Raw genomic sequence first — 19,789 nt, 5'->3', positions numbered from 1 at the left:
ACTGTCGCAGGCGCTCCCGGCGGGCGGCCAGGACGGAACGCGCCAATCTCGGGCAAACGCGCCAGCCCGTCGGTGGGGACGGTATCGATACGTTCGGGCCTGTGCAGGGCGACCAGTCTGTAGCACAAACCTCGCTATCCGGGTCGAAGCCCGCGCGTCCCCCCGTCCTTGGGTACGATTCTGCCGCAACCGATTCCAAGGAGGCTTCGTGTATCCGCAGCACACGCATCAGGGTGCTAGCTCCAGCTCGCTGCCACCGATCGAGGCCTTAGGTCCGCGGATTCCGATCTACGATCCCGCGTTCGCGGCCGATCCACACGGAGCCTACCGGCGGATGCGCAGCGAATATGGATCGCTGGTGCCGGTGGAGATGTGGCCGGGACTACCGGCGACCTTGGTCATCAACTATGCCACCGCGGTGCGAATTCTCGGCGATTCCGACCGCTTCCCCGCCGATCCGAGTATCTGGCAGCGCACCGCGCCCTCCGGCTGCCCGATCATGCCGATGGTCGAGGCCCGGCCCAATGCCATCCGCACCACCGGCGCGGCACACGCGCGGTACCGCGCGGCCCTCAACGACGCCCTGGCCGGAATCGATCTGTACGCGGTGCGTTCCATGGTGGAGCGCTCGGCCATCCCGCTGGTCAACACCTTCTGTGCCGACGGCAGAGCCGACGTGCTGAGCCAGTACGCCCTCCCGCTGGTCTTCTCGGTTTTCTGCGAGATACTCGGCTGCCCACCGGAAATCGGCACCCGGGTCGCGGCGGCCTCGGCCGCCATGTTCGACGGCGTGGACACGGCCACCGTGAACGCGCAGATGGGCGAGGCGCTGTTCGACCTCACCGCGCTCAAGCGCGCCCACCCGGGCGACGATGTCACCACGAGACTGGTCCGGCATCCGGCCGCGCTGACCGATGAGGAGATGGTCCATCAGCTGGTGCTGCTGTTCGCCGCCGGGGTCGAACCACCGCTGAACCTCGTCGCCAACACGCTGCTGTTGATGATGACCGATGATCGTTTCACCAGTGGCGGACAAGGGATTCCGCTGACGACGCGGAGCGCTATCGACGAGCGGCTGGCGACCGACCCGCCCATGGCGAACTACTGCATCACCTATCCGCGCCAGCCCACCCTGATCGACGGCGTGTGGCTGCCGGCGCACGAGCCGGTCATCATCAGTATGGCCGCCTGCAACACCGATCCGGAATTGAACACCGGCACCTTCGTGGACAATGGCTGGAACCTGGCGTTCAGCAGCGGTGATCACGCGTGCCCCGATCATGCTCGGCCGTACGGGATTCTGCTGGCCCAAGACATCATCGATCAACTGCTCGACCTCCTGCCCGACATCACATTGGCGGTTCGTGAAGAGGATCTCGTCTGGCGGCCCGGTCCGTTTCACCGGGCCTTGACGGAGCTGCCGGTGGTGTTCCCGCCCGCGCACCCGTTTGCCGTCGTGTAGCTTTCCGAGGAGCTGACCCGCGCCTCGCCGGTCGAGGTGCGGGTGCGAGCGCGCCGTGGTTTGTGAGCGTTCACTATGAGGCGCGAGAGAATCTGTGTAACAATACAATTCGTGACTTGTTCGACACTGCCGGAAGCTCGGCCGGGCGGTGCCGACGAGCTGCCGCACCACTTCGACACACAGCTGTCCGCCCACCGACCGGACCGGCCGCAGCAACCGTAGCTCGGCGATATCGCCTCGAGCTATTCCCGCCGAACGGCATTCATGTGAAGGTGTGTGGTGCAACGAACTTTTGACAGGTGACTCGCCCCGTCCCCCAAACTGTCGGTTGCTGCCGTACCCGCGTGCGCGCGGTGCGACAGGTGACCGGTGTGTCGAGGTTCGGCAGCGATCGCCTCATGCCCAGCGGTGGACGAGTGTCCGCTGGGATCGTTGAGTAGGAGGCCGAAAATGAACACGCACGGGTACCAGGAAGGGACGACGCTGGCCGAGTTGCTTCGGCACGGCAGCCTGGACTTCCACCGGAAGCTCCAACACGTTCTGACCAACCCGCACTACTTCGTCAACGAGAGAATGAGCCAGGCCCAGCGCCGGGAGAACGCTTACGACCAGCTGCGGTACCTGGTCAAGGAAATCGGCAGCACCCAGGCCGTGGCTACGAACCTGCCACAGCTGTTCGCGGTCTTCGACTGGTCGGCGGTGCTGGCGACGGATCTCATCCCGCTGATCTCCGGGCACTACAACCTGGCCTCCGGCAGCCTGGCCACGCTCACCGACTCCGACTCGGCGGCACCGTATCTGGAGGATCTGGACGACGCCGCCAGTATCGGAGTCATGCTGCTGACCGAGTACGGGTGCGGTTCGAACATCCAGTTCATGCAGACCACCGCCACCTGGGACGGTGACGGGTTCGTGATCAACACCCCGAACCCGCGGGCCCGGAAGTTCATGCCCAGCGTCGGTATTCCGGTCTCCCGGGTCTGTGTCGTGGGCGCGCGCTACATCGATTCGGCGGGTGTCGACCAGGGCGTGCACCTGTTCGCGGCGCGACTACGCGGCCCCGACGGCGCACCGGCCCCTGGAGTGACGATCACCCAGCTCGACCACCAGCCGCTGGTGATCATGGACAACTCTGTCATCAGTTTCGACGGTCTGCGGGTGGAGCGCAGTGCCTGGCTGAGCAACGACCTCGCCACGATCGACGACCAGGGCGTGCTGACCTGGCGCGACGAGAACAGTCGCAAGCGGTCGTTCGCTTCGGCGATCAGTCAGCTGACCGTGGGGCGCCTGGCGCTGTCGTCCTGCCTTAACGCGGCGGCCCGCGCCTCGCTCTACATCGCGTTGCGCTATGCCGCCAAGCGGACGGTGCCGCTGACACCCAACGACACCCCCCCGATGCTGGATCTCCCGCATGTGCGAGACACTCTGCTCACCGACCTGGCCGGCACCGTGGCGCGCACGATCTACGGCAACGCGGTCAAGACGTCGTTGGCGAACAGCGACCTCACCGACCGCGACACCGTCGTATCGGTGATGCTGGCCAAGCACTTCATCCAGCTGCACGCGCTGTCCACGGTGACGAACAGTCGTCTGAAGATGGCCGCGCAGGGCATGTTCAGCGCGAATCGCGTCGCCGACTACCTCGGCGTCTGCCACGCCGCCATCACCGGTGAGGGCGACTGCCACGTGCTCGGGTCCGTGGCCGGCCGGGTGCTGGCCAAACATCTGGCCGGAAAGCCGGTTCCCGAACCCGGCCTGCACGATGCCGCCGATCCCGCCGATCGCCTGGGCCTGCTCAACGCGCGCACCCTCACGATCGTGCAGGAGGCGCAGCGGCATTTGGCGACACCGGATCTCACGGACCGGTTGGCGGTCATCCCGGAAGCGCTGAGCCTGGCCGAGGCGTACTGCGCCGAAGAGGCGTTGCAACTTCTGCACCAGTACGCCGATCTGCCCGAGATCGCCGCGGTGCGTGATGTTTTCGCACTGCACTATCTCAATCAGCATGCCGCGTGGTACCTCACGCGCGGTCTGCTCGACGCCACCGCCGTGCGGTCGATCGAGCAGGCGCTCCGCCGTGCTATCGACACCCTCGCCGACCACCTGCCTCAGGTGTTGGAGGCGTTCGAGTTCGATGACGAGGCTCTCGGTGCGCCGGTGCTTTCCTCGGATATTCCGGCCGCCTGGGAATCTCGGTGCCGACAGCCCATGGCGGGGTGAGTCCGGGATAACCGGGCCGTGAACGGCTCTGTCCGGCAGCGTGGCCAGCCGTCGCGTCCGGATGGATCCGGTGGGGAGGGGTAGCACCCCGGTCTTCGTCGACCGAGGTGCTGTGGTCGGCACTCGCCGACGCCCTTCGAGCGTGTACTGATGCCCCCTTCGCATCAGTACACGCTGGTCCGAACGAGTCTGTCGCCCACGATGTGGTCGTTCGTGGCCATCATCGGCCCCCTCCCTACTCATCCGCGTTCGGCGTAGTGCCGGGTACGCTCACCCGAAGCTATGAGGGCAACGGCAGTCCGCGCGCCTCGATGCGCGACAGGATCTGCCTCGCTTTGCGACAGTCGTGGACGTTTGTACAGGGGGCTGCCAGTGGACGAGGTGCGGTACGAGCCGGTCACCGGCTCCACGCGAGAAGTCTCGACGGCCGACAGGCGCGACTTCTGGACCGAACATGTGCGCGCGAACCACGGCGCGCTCGACTTTCGATTCGACAGCAGCGCAACCGATTTCCTCGGCAACACCCATGTGCTGCGATTGGCGCCGTACCAGCCGACCCGATTCCAGATCATCGACTTCACCTCCGGGCCGGTGCGATACGTGAGGGACGCCGCGCAACTGCGGCGGGATCCGGTGTGCAGTGCACGGCTGCTGATTCCACGAACCGGTGAACTCGCGGTCGCACAGAGTGGCGAGGCGGTGCGGCTCCGGCCGGGTCAGCTGGGCCTGATGTCGTGGGGACGCCCGATGCGACTTGAGCACGGCGACGGTGCTCGCGCGTGGATAGTGACCATCCCCGAGGAGGTGCTGCCGCCCAAGATCAAGGACCGTCCGCCACTGCGTCTGCGCGGCCACTCCGCGATGCTGGGCACGGTGGCGGCGATGACCAAGGAGATGACGTCTAATCGCGAGACGCTGACGGCATGGGAGTTCGGCCAGCTCAGCTCACACCTCATCGATATCGTGGTGAAAGCCCTGATCGGCGAGACGATGTCGCAGGACCGACAGTACGACGAGATCGCCGCCGCCGCTCGGGCTCTCGTCGCCGCATGCGCCGACGATCCCACCGTGACCCCCAGCTACCTGGCGGAGCGGCTCGGATGCTCCCGCCGACAACTCGAGCGGGCGCTGGCGAGCCAACAGACCAGCCCGGCGGCGCTGTTGCGGGCGATCAGGCTGCAACGCGCACGCGAGCGACTCACCCGTGAGCCGTACCGGACCGTCGCCGACGTCGCCTTCGCGTCGGGTTTTCTCTCCCGCGGGGCGTTCGAACGAGCATGGGCGAGCGAATTCACCGAATCGCCCGGTCGATACCGCCGCCGGACTCGCACTCCGGGACAGCTGGAACGCTGACGCGCCGGGTGTCGGTTTCGGCCGCGCCCGCGGTGGGGTGTCCGCTCCACGATGGCGATCAGAACACCAGTCCCCAGGTGTCGGTTGTCGCTCTGATCACGCCGTGGCCAGGTGATCGGCCTCTCGCCGTAGGCGGGAGAGACCGATCGGGCCGAACCTGTGGAGCTTCGTCGGGGCACGACGGGCCGACGCGGCTCCTAGAGGTGGGGCAGCGACGGGGACGTGTGGACGTAGGACAGTGGGGGAGAGGGTGGGAAACGGGTCGGGACGGCGGCGGGTGCGCGGTGGAAGGCGCTCGCGCGCCAGTGCACCTCCTCCAGCGGCACCGCGAGTTCGATATCCGGGAGCGCGTCGAGCAGCTGATCCAACGCTTCCTGCACGATGACCATGGCCAGCGAGCGGGCCGGGCACTGATGTGGGCCCGCGCCCCATGCCAGATGGGAGCGGTTGCCGGTGCGGTCACCGCCCACGGCGGGGTCGCTGTTGCCGGCGGCCAGGCTGACCAGCACCGGCTGATGTTCGGGCAGAATCGCCTCACCGATGATCTGCATCTGCCGTGGGAAGCGCGGACAGGCGTTGGCCAGCGGCGGGTCGGCGAAGAGCACCTCGTCGATGGCATCGCGGGCGGTCAACGCCCCCGCGAGCAGTTCCTCGCCGAAGCGGTCGTCGGTCATCAGCAGCAGCAGGGTGTTGGCGATGAGATTCCAGGTTGGTTCGCACCCGGTCACGTACAACATGACCAGTTGGTACGTCACCTCGGTATCGTCCAGTCCGGCAGGATGATTCAGCAGCCAGGACGCCACATCACCGGCAGGGGCGGCATGTTTGGCGGACACCGTCTCCCGCATGGCCGCGAGCAGCATCCGATCGCCGTGGTCGACGGCGGCCGCGTCGGTGGCCTCACGCATCAGGGCGAGGGCGTCGAACGCGGCCTGCGCCGCCGCCGGGGCGAGTCCGAGGATACGGTTGAACGCCTGGACCGTGAGCGGAATCGCGAAGCGGCTCAGCAGATCCGCGGAGCCGGACTCGCAGAATCCGTCGATCAGCCGGGCGGCGGCATGCTCGACCGTCATGGATAGTGCGAACGGGTCCACGCGGTCGAGGCAGTCGGTGACGGCGCGCCGGTACCGGGCGTGGTCGTTGCCCGCGCTGCGCATCGCGTCGGGTCGCCACTGCAGCATGGGCAGGGCCGGGCAGTCGCCGGTGACGCGTTGCTGCCACTGCCGCGGATCCGCCGGGAAACGCGACGGATCGGTCAGTACGTCCAGGGCCGCCCGATATCCGGTCACGAGCGTGACGGGTACCCCGGGGGCGACCTCCGCCGGTGCCAGCGCACCGTAGCGGTAGCGCAGATCCTGGTATGCGGCACCGGGATCGGCCGCGAATTCCGACGAGTACAGCCTCACGGGCGCACACCGCCGTCGCTGTCGTGTCCACGGGTGCCGAGGTGGTGCGGATGAGATTGCGTCGGCAAGAACATCTCCTCACTGCGAGTAGGGGCGACGAGATCGCAGCGATGCCGGTGGCTTTCCCGGGCCGACACCGCCGCGGCCATGCCGCTGTCGATGGGGATCGACCGGATCAGATCGATGGTGCGGGTAACGAAACAGCCGTCGACGCGCTCCGCTCGCGCCGTGAGACAAGGAGCGTGAGTAGTATGAGGCTCGAGTGCCGATCCGACCTCGCCACAATGAACTCCCTGTTTCATGCGGTCGGGGGGCCAGCGCAGGGCTCGACTCGACATCCTGCACCGGCGCGCCAAATACGTTCGACCGCAGCGTATTCAGATACCGCCGCTTGATATTACCGGCTGGAATCGCCGCGCGCAGCGCTAACGGTCCAGGAGCAACATCGCCGCGTATCGCCAGGCATCCGACCAGTTTTCCGTGTGCCCATACGCCGAACGCCGCATACTGCCTGCATACCGGATGCTGCGCCGTTAACCGCACCGAAAGGTCTGGTACATCTCCGTGAAATGCGGGCAATTGCCATAGCATTTCGATCGCTCATCCGGTGATCCGGTTGCGCCCGCCGGGCTGTGAAGTAGGTCTCGCAACCGGACTGGATAGACGATGAATACTGACCGGTCGTATTTGTTAATTCGGATCTGTCCATTCGGCCGACGGCGGATCGCACGGATTCGCCGGACTACGCAATCGGTAATCGCATCTTCGAAAGCCGTTGGACCCGCCGCTGGAATCGGCATCCGAGGTGTGGTCAGCGAGCGGACCCGCCGCGCGCGGGCCGGAACAGGCGATCGAGGTGATAGCGGACCACCGCGATGGCGTCGTCGACGCTGCGCTGGCCGACCAAGACGGTGGTCCCCAAGCCGTTGGTGAGGGTGACCAGGCGTGTCGCCTCGATGTCGACATCGACGTCGTCGGCCAGCTCGCCCCCGGCCCGGGCGGTGGCGAGGGTGTCGGCGAGTTGTCGTTCGAGGCGGCCCACCCCACCGATGAAGGGCTGCCCGGCGATGCGAGGATCGGTCATGGCGAGCACGGCGTAGGAGGTGCCGACCAGATGGAACACCCGGCTCGCATCGTCGGTCGGCAGTGCCTCGAGCAGGAACGCCTCGATGACGGCGCGTGGCGGCGGGGGATCGGGGAGTGCTGCCAGGCGCTGCGCCCAACGTCGGTGGCTTCGCTGTTCGAGATGTTCCAGCGCGCCGATCAGCAGATGTTCCTTGTCGTGAAAGTAGTACTGCACCAGGCGCAGTGAGACCTCCGCCTCGGCCGCGACCGATCGCATGGTGACCGCGTGCAGACCGTCGCGGCTCGCCACCCGGACCAGGGCGTCGGCGATCTGTGCGCGGCGAGCCGCGTGGTCGGGAGTGCGGGGCACGGCCCTTCCTTTCGCTCAGCGAAACTTCGTGATACAAGTGTATATGATACAAGCGTATAAGCCGGGAGGTGGGATGGCCGAATACGCAGCCCAGGCGAACCGCGTCGACGAGCAGCGGAGCGGCGCCGGAGCGATCGTGCTGGCGGTGGCGTGCGCCGCCCAGTTCGCGGTGGTGCTGGACATCTCGGTGGTGAATGTGGCGCTCCCGTCGATTCGGGCGGCACTCGGCTTCGGTGAGACCGGACAGCAGTGGGTGGTCACCGCCTACGCGCTGACGTTCGCGGGGTTGCTGCTGCTGGGTGGTCGCCTCGCCGACCTGTACGGTCGCCGCCGCGTCTTCCTTGCTGGACTGCTGCTGTTCTCGGGTGCGAGTCTGGTTGGCGGTCTTGCTGATTCGGCCGGAATGCTGGTGGCGGCGCGCGCGGTGCAGGGGTTGGGCGCCGCAGTGCTCGCGCCCGCCACCTTGACCATGCTCACGGCCACCTTCCCCGAGGGGTCCGCTCGCACCCGCGCATTGGCGATCTGGACCGCGGTGGGGACAGCGGGCGGCACCGCTGGCAATCTGGTGGGCGGCCTCCTCACCGAGTATCTGTCCTGGCGGTCCACCCTTCTGGTCAACGTGCCGCTCGGCATGGCGGCGGTGGTGCTCACGGTGCGCTACATCGCCGCCGATCGGCCGGACGGCGCGCGGCCACGGCTGGATGTGGTCGGTGCCGTGCTGGCGACGGCGGGCATGGGCGCTCTCGCCGCCGGGATCGCGGAGGCGGCGAGATCGGGATGGGCCGCGATGCCGACGATCATCGGCATCGCACTGGGTCTCGGCCTGCTCGGCCTGTTCATCGCTGTCGAGGCGCGGGTGGCGGTGGTTCCGCTGATCCCCCTGCGCCTGTTCGGCATGCGTTCGGTCGCGGTGGGCAATGCGGCCATGCTGCTGGCGGGTGCCTGCCTGAATCCGATGTGGTTCTTCCTCACGCTGTCCATGCAGAACGTCCTCGGCTACAGCCCGCTGCTGACCGGTCTGGCCTTCCTGCCGCACACCGTGGTCGCCATCCTGGTGGGTGCGCGTGCGACGCCGTGGCTGCTGCGCCGCGTCGACGGCCGCGTCCTCATCGCGGTTGGCGCGCTGCTCGCCGCGGCCGGATTCTGGTGGCAGGCGCAACTCGCCGTCGACAGCGGGTACCTGCTCGGAATACTGGGCCCCGCGGTCGTTTTCAGTATCGGCAGCGGCCTGCTCAACACCCCGATCACCACGACGGTCACCTTCGGCGTCCCCGCCGATGACGCCGGAGCCGCCTCCGGCCTGATGAACACCACCAAACAGGTCGGCGGTGCACTCGGGCTGGCCGCGCTGATCACCGTGGCGGGTGTGTCCGGCAGTGCCCCGGCGGCACTGCTCGACGCCTACGATCGCGCCTTCTACGCCATGGCGGTCCTGATGCTCGCGGTTGCCGTCATCGCGGTCGCCCTGCCCGCCGGGCGCGACGGCGACTGACCGTCTCGACCGCATCGTTTCGAATGCCGGATCGCGTCGGCTGGTTCAGGTCTCCAGATACGCGACGATGCTGCCGATGAGGCCGTCCAGTGCGTCATCGAGGTTGCCGTAGGTGCCCAGGGTCCGTTCGGAGGTGATGCCGCGCATGGCCGCCGGGAGGAGCGCGGCCACCTGCCGCACCCTGACCGGGTCCACGTTCAGGTCGGCGAAGGTGCGTTCACACGCCTGATCCCACCGCGGCTTCCAGGACGACAGTTCGGCGGCGGTGCGGGGGTAGTCGCGTTCCAGTTCGGCATGGTCGCGGGGCAGGGCGGCGCGCAGCGTCTCGATCGCCAGGGATTCGGGGGTGCGCAGTCCCGCGGCCATGGTGTGGATCAGGTTCGACACCCGTTCCCGTAGGGTGCCACCGGGTTTCGTGCCCGCGGGCAGATCGCCGCGCTTGTCGGCGGTATGGCGCAGCACCGCCGCCCACAGCCCGTCGATATCGCCGAACTGGTACTTGATCACGCCCCAGGTCGCGCCGATGTCACGCGCGATCCGATTGCCGGAGACCGCGGCGGGGTCGCCGGTGGCCAGTGAGGTGATGGCCGCTTCGAGCATGCTCTCGCGAGAGGCGATGCCGCGCCTGTTCGCCCGTCGTCCGCCGATCGCCGCCTCCGTCACGGAGGCGAAGTCTACCGATCTCGCGCTAGTCGAACCAGTTTCGTAGCAAGCTCTTTCATTCTTTCACAGAGGGTTCTATTCTTATGGTCGCCGCGTGACCGGGCTTCGGAGGATCGAGATGGCGAAACCACCACTGCCGATGGAGCCGACGGGCTGGTTCCAAGTCGCGTGGGGCGCGGAGATTCCGGTCGGCTCCGTGCACCGAATGACGTACTTCGGCCGCGACCTGGTCGCCTGGCGGGCGGTGTCCGGCCGGATCTCGGTATTCGACGCCTATTGCGAACATCTCGGCGCCCACCTCGGCTACGGCGGGCACGTCGAGGGCGAGAACCTGGTCTGTCCGTTCCACGGCTGGCACTGGGACCGGGACGGCCGCAATGTGTGCATACCGTATGAGACCCATCCGAATCGAGGACGGCGGATTCGCACCTACCCCGTCGTCGAACGCAACGAGGCGGTCTGGATCTGGTTCGACACCGCGGGGCGACCACCGTACTTCGAGGTCCCGGATCTGTTCTCCGCCTTCGGCGACGACAAGACCGCCGCCGACTACTACCCGCCGTTCCCCGCCGCGACGCTGTACCGGCGGCGGCTGGAACTGCATCCGCAGTACGTGCTGGAGAACGGTGTCGACTTCGCGCACTTCACGTTCGTGCACAAGACGCCGTTCGTCCCCGAGTTGACCCGCCACGACTTCTCCGGGCCGGTCTCCTACGTGGACTTCACCATCGCCTTCGACGCCGGAACCACCGCCGCCGAGGCGCGCAGCGGCGTCGAGTCCGTCAATGCCGGGCTGGGTTGCTCGCTCACCAAGAGCTGGGGCATGGTCGACAACCGCACCATGCCCGCGGTGACCCCGGTCGACGACAGCACCTGCGATGTGCGGTTCACCGTGTGGATCGGCCGCAAACCCGGGGAGGACGGTCCCGACATCACCGAATACGGCAGGGCCATGGCGGGTTTCGTCATCGAGCAGTTCGAGGCCGATATCGAGATCTGGGCGCATCAGCGGTATTCGGACCCACCGGCGCTGTCGCGCAAGGAATTCCAGGGGTTCACCGCACTGCGGGAGTGGGCGGTGCAGTTCTATCCCGCCATCGCACGGCAGAAAGGTCCGTCAGCATGAGCACCGGCACGATTCGGGTGTTCCAGGTCGCCACCGGCAACCTCGGCACCGAGATGATCGGACGCGTCCGCGCACACCCCGACCTCGAACTGGTCGGATTGCACTGCTACACACCGGAGAAGATCGGGCGCGACGTCGGTGAGATCGTCGGCATCGGACCGATCGGCCTGCGCGCCACCGGATCGGTCGAGGAGATCATCGCGGCCCGGCCCGATGTGCTCACCTTCCACGGGGTGTTCCCGGACGAGGATCTGTACGAGCGGGTGCTCGAGGCGGGTATCGACGTGGTGACCACCGCCGACTGGATCACCGGCTACCACCGTGATCGCAACCATCCGCACCCCTCGGGCCGAAAGGTCAGCGAGATCATCCAGGCCGCCTGCGAGCGCGGGAACTCGACCTTCTACGGAACCGGCATTAACCCGGGGCTGTGCCAGATCCTCGGCATCGTGCACAGCGCCGACGTCGCCGAGATCGAGAATGTCACCGTGACCGAATCGGTCGACGTCTCCTGCCACCACTCCGTCGACACCTGGCGGGCGGTGGGCTACGGACGCCCCGTCGACGATCCGACAATCGCGGATTCGCTCTACACCTACACCGCCGTCTTCGCCGACGCGGTCCACCTCATGGCCGACGCCTTCGAGCTCGAGCTGGACGAGGTGGCGTTCGGCTACGAACTCGGCGCGTGCACCGAGGACGTCGACCTCGGCTGGTACCACCTGCCCAAGGGCTCCCTGGGCGCGAGCTACCTCAGATATCAGGGCATGGTGGACGGCGTGCCGCGGGTGGAAACCCATCTCGAATGGCAGATGACTCCGCATACCGACCCCGCATGGGATATCAAGGGCTGCTACATCACCCAGATCACCGGTGACCCGAACATCTACAGCAAGCACATGATCTTCCCGCGCAAGGGATTCGACCTGTCCGACCCCGCGAACTTCGCCGCCATCGGCATGACCGTCACCGGATTGCCCGCGTTGAACGCCATCCGTGCCGTGCACGCCGCGCCGCCCGGGATCATCACCAGCGCCGACCTGCCCCTGCGCTCGTTCGCGGGCCGGTTCGCACGCTGAGCCGATCGCGCCGCTCCGGCGAGCGGCACCCGGCACGCCGGCGATTGCCGCGTCTATGCTCGCACCATGACGCGCGACGCTCGGGATTCGGGTGTTTCGCTGGCAGCGTTGCTGGCCGCGTTCTCCTTCGCGATGGACCTCGGCCTGGGCCAGCCGATGGCGCATGTGCTGCGCTCCTGGCGGCTGGCCGCCCGGCTCGGCGAGCAGGTGGGGCTCAGTGCCGAGGAGCGGTCGGAGCTGTACTACATCGCGGTGCTGGCCTGGGCGGGCTGCGTGGCGGACGCGCCCGAGGTGGCCGCGTGGTTCGGTGACGACATCGCCTTCCGCGCCGACAGCTACCGGGTGGATCTGCGCGGCGTGGGCGGGGCGATGTTCTTCCTGTCGCACGCCGGATCGTCGGGGCCGCTGCCGCAGCGGGTGCGCAAGACGGTGACGATCGCGGCCAGGGGCGGCCGCGATATCGAGCGGGGGCTCATCTCGCACTGTCTCACCACCTCGACCATGGCCGAGCGGCTCGGGCTCGGACCGGCCGTGGGCGACTCGCTGCGGCAGTTCTTCGCGCGATGGGACGGCAAGGGCGTGCCGGTCGGTGTGGGCGGTGACCGCATCGGACTCGGTGTACGGCTGTTCCATCTCGCCGACGTCGTCGAGGTGGTGTACCGGACGGCCGGGATGGACGCCGCGCTCGACGTCGTCCGCTCCCGGCGCGGCACCCAGTTCGATCCGGCCGTGGTGGACGCCTTTCGCGCGGCGGCCGCGGAGTTGCTCTCCGAACTGGATGCCGATCCCGATTACGGCGAGATCATCGCCGACGACCCGGCGCTGCGGCGGCACCTCACCGACCTGGAACTCGACACCGCGCTCGAGGTGATCGCCGACTTCACCGACCTGCGCTCGCCCTACCGGGCGGGACATTCGCGCGGCGTGGCCGATCTCGCCGATCGGGCCGCGGCCGTCGCGGGGCTCGCCGCATCCGATGCCACCGTGCTGCGCCGCGCGGCACTGCTGCACGACATCGGACTGCACGGTGTTCCGGCCACCATCCTGGACAAGCCGGGCGCGCTCACGGTGGCCGAGCGTGAACGGCTCCGTTTGAGTTCGTACTACACCGAACGGGTGCTGGCCCGCCCGGCGGCGCTGGCGCGCATCGGCGCCGTCGCCGCCCTGGCCCACGAACGTCTCGACGGTTCCGGTTCGCACCGCGGGCTGACCGGACCGGCGCTACCGGTGGCGGCGCGCATACTCGCCGCCGCCGACATCTATCGGGCCATGAGTGAACCGCGGGCGTACCGGGATGCGCTGCCGCCCAGTCGAATCGTGGCCGAATTGCGGGCCGGGGTGCGTGGCGGCCGTCTGGACGCGACGGCGGTGGACGCCGTGCTCACCGCGGCGGGGCAGCAACGCCACCGTCGCCGCCGGGGACCGGACGGCCTGACGCCGCGTGAGCTCGAGGTGCTGGTGCTGATCGCGCGGGGCGCGTCCACCCGGCAGGTCGCCCGCGCCCTGGGCATCACCCCGAAGACCGCCGGTACGCATATCGAGCGTATCTACGCCAAGACCGGATCGTCGAGCCGATCGACCGTCACCCTCTACGCCGTCGCGCACGGACTGCTGGACACCGTCGCCGATTCGTAGGGTGAACACCCGACGACACGCGGTCGCACCGTGCCTAGCGTTGGTGGTCCGATTCACGTCGCCACGGTACCCGCCGCCGCGTCGTGGATGGATCGCACGGAGGTGAGGACCATGCTCGACCTGGCGACCCGGTTGCGGGACCTGCCGGAACGCCGCGGTGAAGCGCCGTGGCCCGGCCACGAATACGTCCGGGGGTGGGGTGTTTTCGGTTTGCCGTTCGACAGCGGCCACATCCTCGCCCTGCGCGTCTTCCCCGACAACAGCTTCGGTCCGTATCGCAGTGTGTGGCATCGCGATCCGGACGGCCGCTGGTCGATCTTCGTCGACGGCGACCGCGTGGACACCGCCTGTCCGCGCTACTTCGGCGCGGCGTGCGGATACACCGGTCTCGCCGCCATCGAGGTGACCTGGACCGGACCGGCGTCGGTGCGTGTCACGGTCGACGACCCCGCGCTGGAGTGGACGTTCACCGCCACCGAGACGCCGGCGCTGCGGCTCCCGAACGCGCTGGGACCGCGGCTGCCGCTGCGCACCTGGCGTTCGCGATCGCTGTTGCGTGCCCGTGAAATCGCCGCCGCCGCATTGGGTATGGGCTCCCTGCGGATGTCCGGCACGATGCCGAGCGGCCACTACGGGACCCTGATGCCCGAGCAGATGTACCTGATCACGGCGGCATCGGCCGTGCTCGACGGCCAGGATCTCGGCAATCCCGTGCGCCTGGCCGAGAACCCGGTCATCGGTGCGGTCGCCCTGCCCGCCCGGGGCGTACTCGCCATCGGCGGCGGCATGTGGCGGATCCGCACACCGGACGTCAGTGCCCGATAGCCGGGCGGATGCCGCGCCCGATGCACCCACAGCGGATACCCGGACTCGCTGCGCGGCCCCCGAACGCGGTCTACGGTTGTCGAGTATGGCGAGCAAAGACATAGTGGTGACCGTGAGCGAGGGGGACTGGCTCACGTTGCGCGATGCCGCCGAGTGCGCGGGGATGAGTGTTCCGGCCTACGTCCGCTGGGGTGTGCGGCTGCTGGCCCTCCAGGCCGGTCCGGGCGGCTCCGAGCGCCGCGATATCCCCGTGCCTCCCAGAGCGAGCCACCGCACCCCCATCACCCCCGACGAACCCGAGTCCACCGCGTGGACGGAGACCTTCGCCGAACGGCTGTCGCACCGCGCGGACACCTTCCACATCGACTGAACTCGAGGGCCGCTGTGCGACGGTCGGCCCCCCCGGAATCGCCGGCTGTGGCGGTGGCCGACACCCTCGCCGGACCGGTTGGTCGCAGCGCCGCCTAGCTGAAGTCGTAGTCCAGCGGGATGTGCCAGTTCTGGTCGATGACCTCGCGGATGGCGGCGGCGTCCCGGTTCAGGTAGTACGGTTTGGCGTCGAGTTCCCGGGACAGGTTCGGCGCATCCAGGCCGCAGTCCTGGCCGATGAGCCCGTAGCGGTGGCCGACCGCCCAGACGCAGGCTCGTGCCCAGCGGACGGGCTTGCCCCGGCGGATGAGATCGGGGGCTTGCCTGCCTAGGCGTTCGACCAGTGTGAAGGACTCCAGTGCGTAATTGGTGCCGAGACAGTCGCCCGCGTAGCGCCAGGCTTGCGGTGCCGCCTCGATGACGACCCGGGCGGCGGGCCGGGACAGGCCCTCCACACCGGGACGCGGTGGCATGCCGAGTTCCGGCAGCCAGAAGAACGCGGCCGCGATCGGATCGACCGGGCCATCGCGCCGCGACGAAATGCCCATGGGGCGAGACTAGCGCCGTTCACCGACAGTCGGGTCGGAGCGGGCGAATCATCCGGTGGTGCAGGCGGAATCGCCGCGGGTATCCGCACCGATTCGGGAGTGTCGGGCTATTTGCCCGGGTTCCAGTACATCTGGCCGTCGTGGTAGTAGTAGCCGGCGCGGTCGGGGTGCTGGACCCAGTGGTGTTCGTAGCCGTTCTCGCCGAACTGGAGCACGTAGCCGTAGCCCCGCTCGTCGCCGTCGTCCGCGGCGGCCGTACCGGCCGCCCACGCGGCGGGTGCGGCCAGGAACGCGGCGGCGAGCAGGGCGACGCCGAGCGAGCGGGTCCCGCCGCCGCGGGGGCGCGGGGCGGGTGTGGAGTCGGTCGGGGCGATCGGTGTACGCGGGGTGGCATCGTTGGTCGTCACACTGTCGAGTGTCCTCGCCCGCCGAATCGGGCGCATCGGTGAATTCCCCGAGTGGCACCCTGATCCGCGTCGGGTCACCCCCGCTCGACGGGGCGGCGACCGGTGACGGTGAGAAGGATGTCCTTGGCGGGCATGGCGACCGGGGTTCCGGAGCCGATCGTGCAGTCCGCGTCGGTCGCCCGCAGTTGCACGCCGGTGAGGTCGACGCCGAAGTAGGCGAGGGTCTTCGGATCACCGTCACCGAGGACCAGCGCGATGCGGTCGGCCGGGGCCGCGGGCAGGCCCAGCGGTTCGGTGATGTCGAGACCGTGGATGACGTCGTGGCTCAGCGCGCCCGCGGGGCCGCCGCCCGGCGGCTGCCACGGATGGTTCACATTGTCGCGCAGGCAGGTCAGGAGTTCGGCGTCGCTCAGACGTCGCGTATCGGCGCGGGCCGCGCGGTCGGCATAGCGGTTGAACGAGAAGCGGGCCGCGGCCAAGCCGATGGCGAATCGCGGCAACGAGATGCGGTAGGCCATGGTCATGTGGGCGACGACCTCACGGACCCGCCAGCCGGTGCAGAGCGAGGGCGCGGCCCACTGGTCGGGGGTGAGGGTGGCGAGCAGGTCGGCGAGGCGTTCCCGCTCGGCGGTGGTGTGGGCGCGCAGGTCGATGGTGTCGGTCACGGGCTCTCCGAAGCGTCGTAGCGATGGGGTCACTACTGCTACGACGCGGGTGGCCGAAATTCATCGGTCGTCGCGGAATCGAATGTCTCGGGCAATCCGAATCGTGCGAATCGAGCGTGCGTCCCCAGGAAGGTCAGCTGTCGCGCGATGCGACCGCCGCGCTGCTCGAGCGCGAGCAGGGCGAACGGGCGCAGCACGCCGTGCTCGTCCGGGCGGTACTGGCCGAATCCGGTGGAACCATTGATCCGGACGGGCACCAGCCGATCACGCGTACAGTCGTCGGCCGCGGCGAAGATCCGGAGCTGGGCGTCGCGTCCGTCGATGCGCCAGGGGAAGGGCGGCATACTCGATTCGGCGTCCTCGCACAGCAGCGCGGCCAAGGCGTCGACATCGTGTGCCTCGAAGGCGACCAGATACCGCCGCAACAGGTCGCGATCCCGCTCGGCGTCGAGGTCGAGCGCGTGCCCGCGATCGGTCCGCACCGTGTCGAGCGTCGCCCGCGCCCGCTGTAGGGCACTGTTCGCCGCCGCCGCGCTGACCCCGAGCATCCCGGCGGTCTCGGCCGCCGAGAACGCCAGCACATCGCGCAGCACCAGCACGGCCCGCTGTCGCGGCGGCAGATGCTGAAGCGCCGCCACGAACGCCAACCGCACCGATTCGCGCCGCACGACCACCTCGGCCGGGTCGGTCGCGTCGACGAGTTCGGCGTCGGGCATCGGCTCGATCCACCGGTCGGCGGGCAGCACCGAGCCGGCGTCGAACCCGTCGGGAACCGGCCCCTCCCACACCAGCATCCGCCGCCGCGCCGACCGCAGCATGTCCAGGCACACATTGGTGGCGATGGCGTGCACCCACGTGGACAGCCGCCCCTTGCCGGGGTCGAACCCGTCGCGTCGGGTGTAGGCGCGGATCAGCGTCTCCTGCACCGCGTCGTCGGTGTCGGCGGCGGAGCCGAGCAGGCGGTAGCAGTAACCGGTCAACGGCATCCGCAGCGCCTCCAGTGCGCGGGGATCCAGTTCTTCGGTATCGACGGCCACCGCCCCATGCTCGCAGCCCGGGCGCGCGGGGGCCACCACGGTCGCGTCGGCGTGGTGGCGCCCGCGGGCGAATCCGGCGCGCTAGGTCGCGGGTGCGGAGTCTCTCGCCGCGCTGCGATCGGACAGCAGGGCGGCGAACTCCTCGGCGTAGGCGAGTTGGCGGCGCAGCGTCGCGCAGCTCGCCTCGGCCTTGTCGTGGCAGTCGCGCAGGACCTCGGCGGCTCGGCGACGCCGGTCGGCGTCGGCGGTGGCATCGTCGAGGACGGCCAGGGACTCCAGCAGTTCCTTCATCTCGGCGAGGGTGAAGCCCAGCGGCTTCATCCGGCGGATGACCATGAGGCGGCGCACGTCGGCCTCGGTGTAGAGGCGGAAGCCGCCGGTCGAACGCGCCGAGGGGGTGACCAGGCCGACCTCGTCGTAGTGGCGAATCGTCTTGATCGACAACTCGGTTCGCTCGGCGACCTGACCGATCTGCAGGGTGGCGCGGTCGGCCATGTCAGTGCGCTCCGGCGAGGTGGCCACTGAGGCGTTCGCGGCGCAGCTCGGAGGCGGGGTTGAGTCCGATGATCTCGACGTGCTTGCCCTTGGACGCGTACTTGGTGGTGATGGCGTCGAGGGTGGCGACGGTGGAGGCGTCCCAGATGTGGGCGTCGGACATGTCGATGATCACGTTGTGCGGGTCGCCGGTGTAGTCGAACTGGTAGACCAGGTCATTGCTGGAGGCGAAGAACAGTTCGCCGCGCACCGTGTAGACGCGGGTGTCGATGTCGCCGTCCTGGTCGGTGTCGGCCTCGTGCACCTTGGTCACCTCGGTGAAGTGGGCGACGCGGTGGGCGAAGGCGACCATGGCGGTGAGCACGCCGACGATGACGCCGTAGGCGAGATTGTGGGTGAACACGGTGACCGCGACGGTGACCAGCATGACGGTGGTCTCGGCGATCGGCATGCGCCGCAACGTCTTCGGGGCGATGGAATGCCAGTCCATGGTGCCGACCGACACCATGATCATGACCGCGACCAGGGCCGCCATGGGGATCAGCGCGACCACATCGCCCAGGCCAACCACCAGGATGAGCAGGAAGACACCGGCGAGGAAGGTGGAGATGCGGGTGCGCGCGCCGGACACCTTCACATTGATCATGGTCTGGCCGATCATGGCGCAGCCGCCCATACCGCCGAAGAAGCCGGTGACCACGTTGGCGATGCCTTGGCCCCAGCCCTCGCGGGTCTTGTCGGAGTGGGTGTCGGTGATGTCGTCGACCAGTTTGGCGGTCATGAGGGATTCGAGCAGGCCGACCAGCGCCATGGCCAGGGCGTAGGGCGCGATGATCTTCAGGGTGTCCAGGTTCAGCGGCACGTTCGGCAGCAGCAGCGACGGCAGGCTCGACGGCAACTCACCCTCGTCGCCGACATTCGGCACATTCAGCGCGAACGCGACGGTGACCGCGGTGAGCGCGACGATGGCCACCAGCGGAGCCGGGACGACGGTGGTGAGCTTGGGCAGGAACACCATGATCAGCAGGCCGATCGCGACCATCGGGTACACCAGCCACGGCACGCCCAGCAGGTGCGGGATCTGGGCCAGGAAGATGAGGATGGCCAGGGCGTTGACGAAGCCGACCATGACGCTGCGCGGAATGAAGCGCATCAGCTTGGCCACGCCGAGCACACTCAGCACGATCTGGAGCACACCCGCCAGGATCACGGTGGCGATGAGATAGTCGAGCCCGTGCTCGGCCACCACCGGTGCGACGACCAGCGCCACCGCACCGGTCGCCGCCGAGATCATGGCCCGGCGACCGCCCACGATGGCGATGGTGACGGCCATGGTGAAGGACGCGAACAGGCCGACGCGCGGATCCACGCCCGCGATGATCGAGAAGGAGATCGCCTCGGGGATGAGGGCCAGCGCGACGACGAGACCGGCCAGCACCTCGGTGCGCAATCGGGTGGGATGGCGCAGGGCGTGAAGTACCGACCCTTCGGTATCGCGGGTGGGCGCGGCGGTCACCATCGGCGGCTCCAATCATCACTGCGCACGCGTCACCGGAGTGCGGAAACGCGTGG

General features: G+C 68.4%; 18 protein-coding genes. 9 read left to right on the top strand and 9 right to left on the bottom strand.

Annotation, left to right across the window (positions count from 1 at the left end; translation table 11 throughout):
• Positions 1 to 208 precede the first annotated feature (208 nt).
• The 3 genes from FOH10_RS16090 (at position 209) to FOH10_RS16080 (ending at position 5,035) form a co-directional block, all read left to right on the top strand.
• On the top strand, positions 209 to 1,462 hold the full coding sequence (locus tag FOH10_RS16090) for a cytochrome P450 (protein WP_244962015.1): 1,254 nt from the start codon (positions 209 to 211) through the stop codon (positions 1,460 to 1,462).
• Positions 1,463 to 1,912: 450 nt separating this feature from the next.
• Positions 1,913 to 3,682 carry an acyl-CoA dehydrogenase family protein gene (locus FOH10_RS16085; RefSeq protein ID WP_143981339.1) on the top strand — a complete coding sequence of 590 codons (1,770 nt, stop codon included), beginning with the start codon at positions 1,913 to 1,915 and terminating at the stop codon, positions 3,680 to 3,682.
• A gap of 372 nt (positions 3,683 to 4,054) precedes the next feature.
• Positions 4,055 to 5,035, top strand: a complete 981-nt coding sequence (locus FOH10_RS16080) for an AraC family transcriptional regulator (protein WP_186000861.1) — start codon at positions 4,055 to 4,057, stop codon at positions 5,033 to 5,035.
• Between the two features lie 197 nt (positions 5,036 to 5,232).
• On the opposite strand, the gene FOH10_RS16075 is transcribed toward FOH10_RS16080, so the two are convergent.
• Positions 5,233 to 6,441, bottom strand: coding sequence for a cytochrome P450 family protein (locus tag FOH10_RS16075; protein WP_221937984.1), 1,209 nt, complete (start codon positions 6,439 to 6,441; stop codon positions 5,233 to 5,235).
• An 811-nt stretch (positions 6,442 to 7,252) separates the two neighbouring features.
• A complete protein-coding gene (locus FOH10_RS16070; protein ID WP_143981336.1) occupies positions 7,253 to 7,876 on the bottom strand; it encodes a TetR/AcrR family transcriptional regulator in 624 nt (207 codons plus the stop codon).
• Positions 7,877 to 7,949: 73 nt separating this feature from the next.
• Here FOH10_RS16070 and FOH10_RS16065 point away from each other — a divergent pair, with 73 nt between their 5' ends.
• A complete protein-coding gene (locus FOH10_RS16065) occupies positions 7,950 to 9,368 on the top strand; it encodes an MFS transporter (protein WP_143981335.1) in 1,419 nt (472 codons plus the stop codon).
• A gap of 45 nt (positions 9,369 to 9,413) precedes the next feature.
• On the opposite strand, the gene FOH10_RS16060 is transcribed toward FOH10_RS16065, so the two are convergent.
• Positions 9,414 to 10,031 (bottom strand): TetR/AcrR family transcriptional regulator, encoded by a 618-nt coding sequence (locus tag FOH10_RS16060; protein ID WP_143981334.1) that lies wholly within the window; start codon positions 10,029 to 10,031, stop codon positions 9,414 to 9,416.
• Positions 10,032 to 10,149: 118 nt separating this feature from the next.
• On the opposite strand from FOH10_RS16060, the gene FOH10_RS16055 reads away from it, so the two are divergent.
• The 5 genes from FOH10_RS16055 to FOH10_RS16035 all read left to right on the top strand — a co-directional run bounded on the left by FOH10_RS16055 (position 10,150) and on the right by FOH10_RS16035 (position 15,066).
• Positions 10,150 to 11,157, top strand: coding sequence for a Rieske 2Fe-2S domain-containing protein (locus FOH10_RS16055; RefSeq protein ID WP_143981333.1), 1,008 nt, complete (start codon positions 10,150 to 10,152; stop codon positions 11,155 to 11,157).
• The gene (locus FOH10_RS16050; protein WP_143981332.1) at positions 11,154 to 12,236 is read left to right on the top strand and encodes an NAD(P)H-dependent amine dehydrogenase family protein; all 1,083 of its coding nucleotides are present in this window, start codon (positions 11,154 to 11,156) and stop codon (positions 12,234 to 12,236) included. Before FOH10_RS16055 ends, FOH10_RS16050 begins: the two co-directional genes overlap by 4 nt.
• 66 nt (positions 12,237 to 12,302) lie before the next feature.
• Positions 12,303 to 13,871 (top strand): HD domain-containing phosphohydrolase, encoded by a 1,569-nt coding sequence (locus FOH10_RS16045; RefSeq protein ID WP_143981331.1) that lies wholly within the window; start codon positions 12,303 to 12,305, stop codon positions 13,869 to 13,871.
• Positions 13,872 to 13,982: 111 nt separating this feature from the next.
• Positions 13,983 to 14,696: a hypothetical protein gene (locus tag FOH10_RS16040; RefSeq protein WP_221937983.1), complete on the top strand. Its 714-nt coding sequence runs from the start codon at positions 13,983 to 13,985 to the stop codon at positions 14,694 to 14,696.
• A gap of 85 nt (positions 14,697 to 14,781) precedes the next feature.
• Entirely contained in the window at positions 14,782 to 15,066 is a 285-nt protein-coding gene (locus tag FOH10_RS16035) for a hypothetical protein (protein ID WP_143981330.1), read from the top strand.
• A gap of 94 nt (positions 15,067 to 15,160) precedes the next feature.
• Here the strand turns inward: FOH10_RS16035 and FOH10_RS16030 are convergent, their stop codons facing one another.
• The 6 genes from FOH10_RS16030 to FOH10_RS16005 form a co-directional block, all read right to left on the bottom strand.
• Positions 15,161 to 15,613 carry a hypothetical protein gene (locus FOH10_RS16030; protein ID WP_143981329.1) on the bottom strand — a complete coding sequence of 151 codons (453 nt, stop codon included), beginning with the start codon at positions 15,611 to 15,613 and terminating at the stop codon, positions 15,161 to 15,163.
• Between the two features lie 107 nt (positions 15,614 to 15,720).
• Positions 15,721 to 16,020 carry a hypothetical protein gene (locus FOH10_RS16025; RefSeq protein ID WP_143981328.1) on the bottom strand — a complete coding sequence of 100 codons (300 nt, stop codon included), beginning with the start codon at positions 16,018 to 16,020 and terminating at the stop codon, positions 15,721 to 15,723.
• Between the two features lie 74 nt (positions 16,021 to 16,094).
• Positions 16,095 to 16,685 (bottom strand): maleylpyruvate isomerase family mycothiol-dependent enzyme, encoded by a 591-nt coding sequence (locus FOH10_RS16020; protein WP_143981327.1) that lies wholly within the window; start codon positions 16,683 to 16,685, stop codon positions 16,095 to 16,097.
• A gap of 38 nt (positions 16,686 to 16,723) precedes the next feature.
• Positions 16,724 to 17,722, bottom strand: coding sequence for an RNA polymerase subunit sigma-70 (locus tag FOH10_RS16015; RefSeq protein WP_244962014.1), 999 nt, complete (start codon positions 17,720 to 17,722; stop codon positions 16,724 to 16,726).
• Positions 17,723 to 17,803: 81 nt separating this feature from the next.
• Positions 17,804 to 18,217 (bottom strand): MerR family transcriptional regulator, encoded by a 414-nt coding sequence (locus tag FOH10_RS16010; protein WP_143981326.1) that lies wholly within the window; start codon positions 18,215 to 18,217, stop codon positions 17,804 to 17,806.
• A gap of 1 nt (position 18,218) precedes the next feature.
• Positions 18,219 to 19,736: a SulP family inorganic anion transporter gene (locus FOH10_RS16005; protein WP_143981325.1), complete on the bottom strand. Its 1,518-nt coding sequence runs from the start codon at positions 19,734 to 19,736 to the stop codon at positions 18,219 to 18,221.
• Positions 19,737 to 19,789: the final 53 nt, after the last annotated feature.

Source organism: Nocardia otitidiscaviarum, from assembly GCF_007362295.1.
Lineage (GTDB): Bacteria > Actinomycetota > Actinomycetes > Mycobacteriales > Mycobacteriaceae > Nocardia > Nocardia otitidiscaviarum.
Note: the sequence above shows the minus strand (reverse complement) of the source record. Positions and strands in the feature narration are given on the sequence as shown.

Bases quoted from the DNA above. Each gene is read 5' to 3' on its own strand.
- FOH10_RS16085 (WP_143981339.1), top strand. From the start codon at position 1,913: ATGAACACGCACGGGTACCAGGAAGGGACGACGCTGGCCGAGTTGCTT.
- FOH10_RS16065 (WP_143981335.1), top strand. From the start codon at position 7,950: ATGGCCGAATACGCAGCCCAGGCGAACCGCGTCGACGAGCAGCGGAGC.
- FOH10_RS16055 (WP_143981333.1), top strand. From the start codon at position 10,150: ATGGCGAAACCACCACTGCCGATGGAGCCGACGGGCTGGTTCCAAGTC.
- FOH10_RS16050 (WP_143981332.1), top strand. From the start codon at position 11,154: ATGAGCACCGGCACGATTCGGGTGTTCCAGGTCGCCACCGGCAACCTC.
- FOH10_RS16045 (WP_143981331.1), top strand. From the start codon at position 12,303: ATGACGCGCGACGCTCGGGATTCGGGTGTTTCGCTGGCAGCGTTGCTG.
- FOH10_RS16040 (WP_221937983.1), top strand. From the start codon at position 13,983: ATGCTCGACCTGGCGACCCGGTTGCGGGACCTGCCGGAACGCCGCGGT.
- FOH10_RS16035 (WP_143981330.1), top strand. From the start codon at position 14,782: ATGGCGAGCAAAGACATAGTGGTGACCGTGAGCGAGGGGGACTGGCTC.
- FOH10_RS16030 (WP_143981329.1), bottom strand. From the start codon at position 15,613: ATGGGCATTTCGTCGCGGCGCGATGGCCCGGTCGATCCGATCGCGGCC.
- FOH10_RS16010 (WP_143981326.1), bottom strand. From the start codon at position 18,217: ATGGCCGACCGCGCCACCCTGCAGATCGGTCAGGTCGCCGAGCGAACC.
- FOH10_RS16005 (WP_143981325.1), bottom strand. From the start codon at position 19,736: ATGGTGACCGCCGCGCCCACCCGCGATACCGAAGGGTCGGTACTTCAC.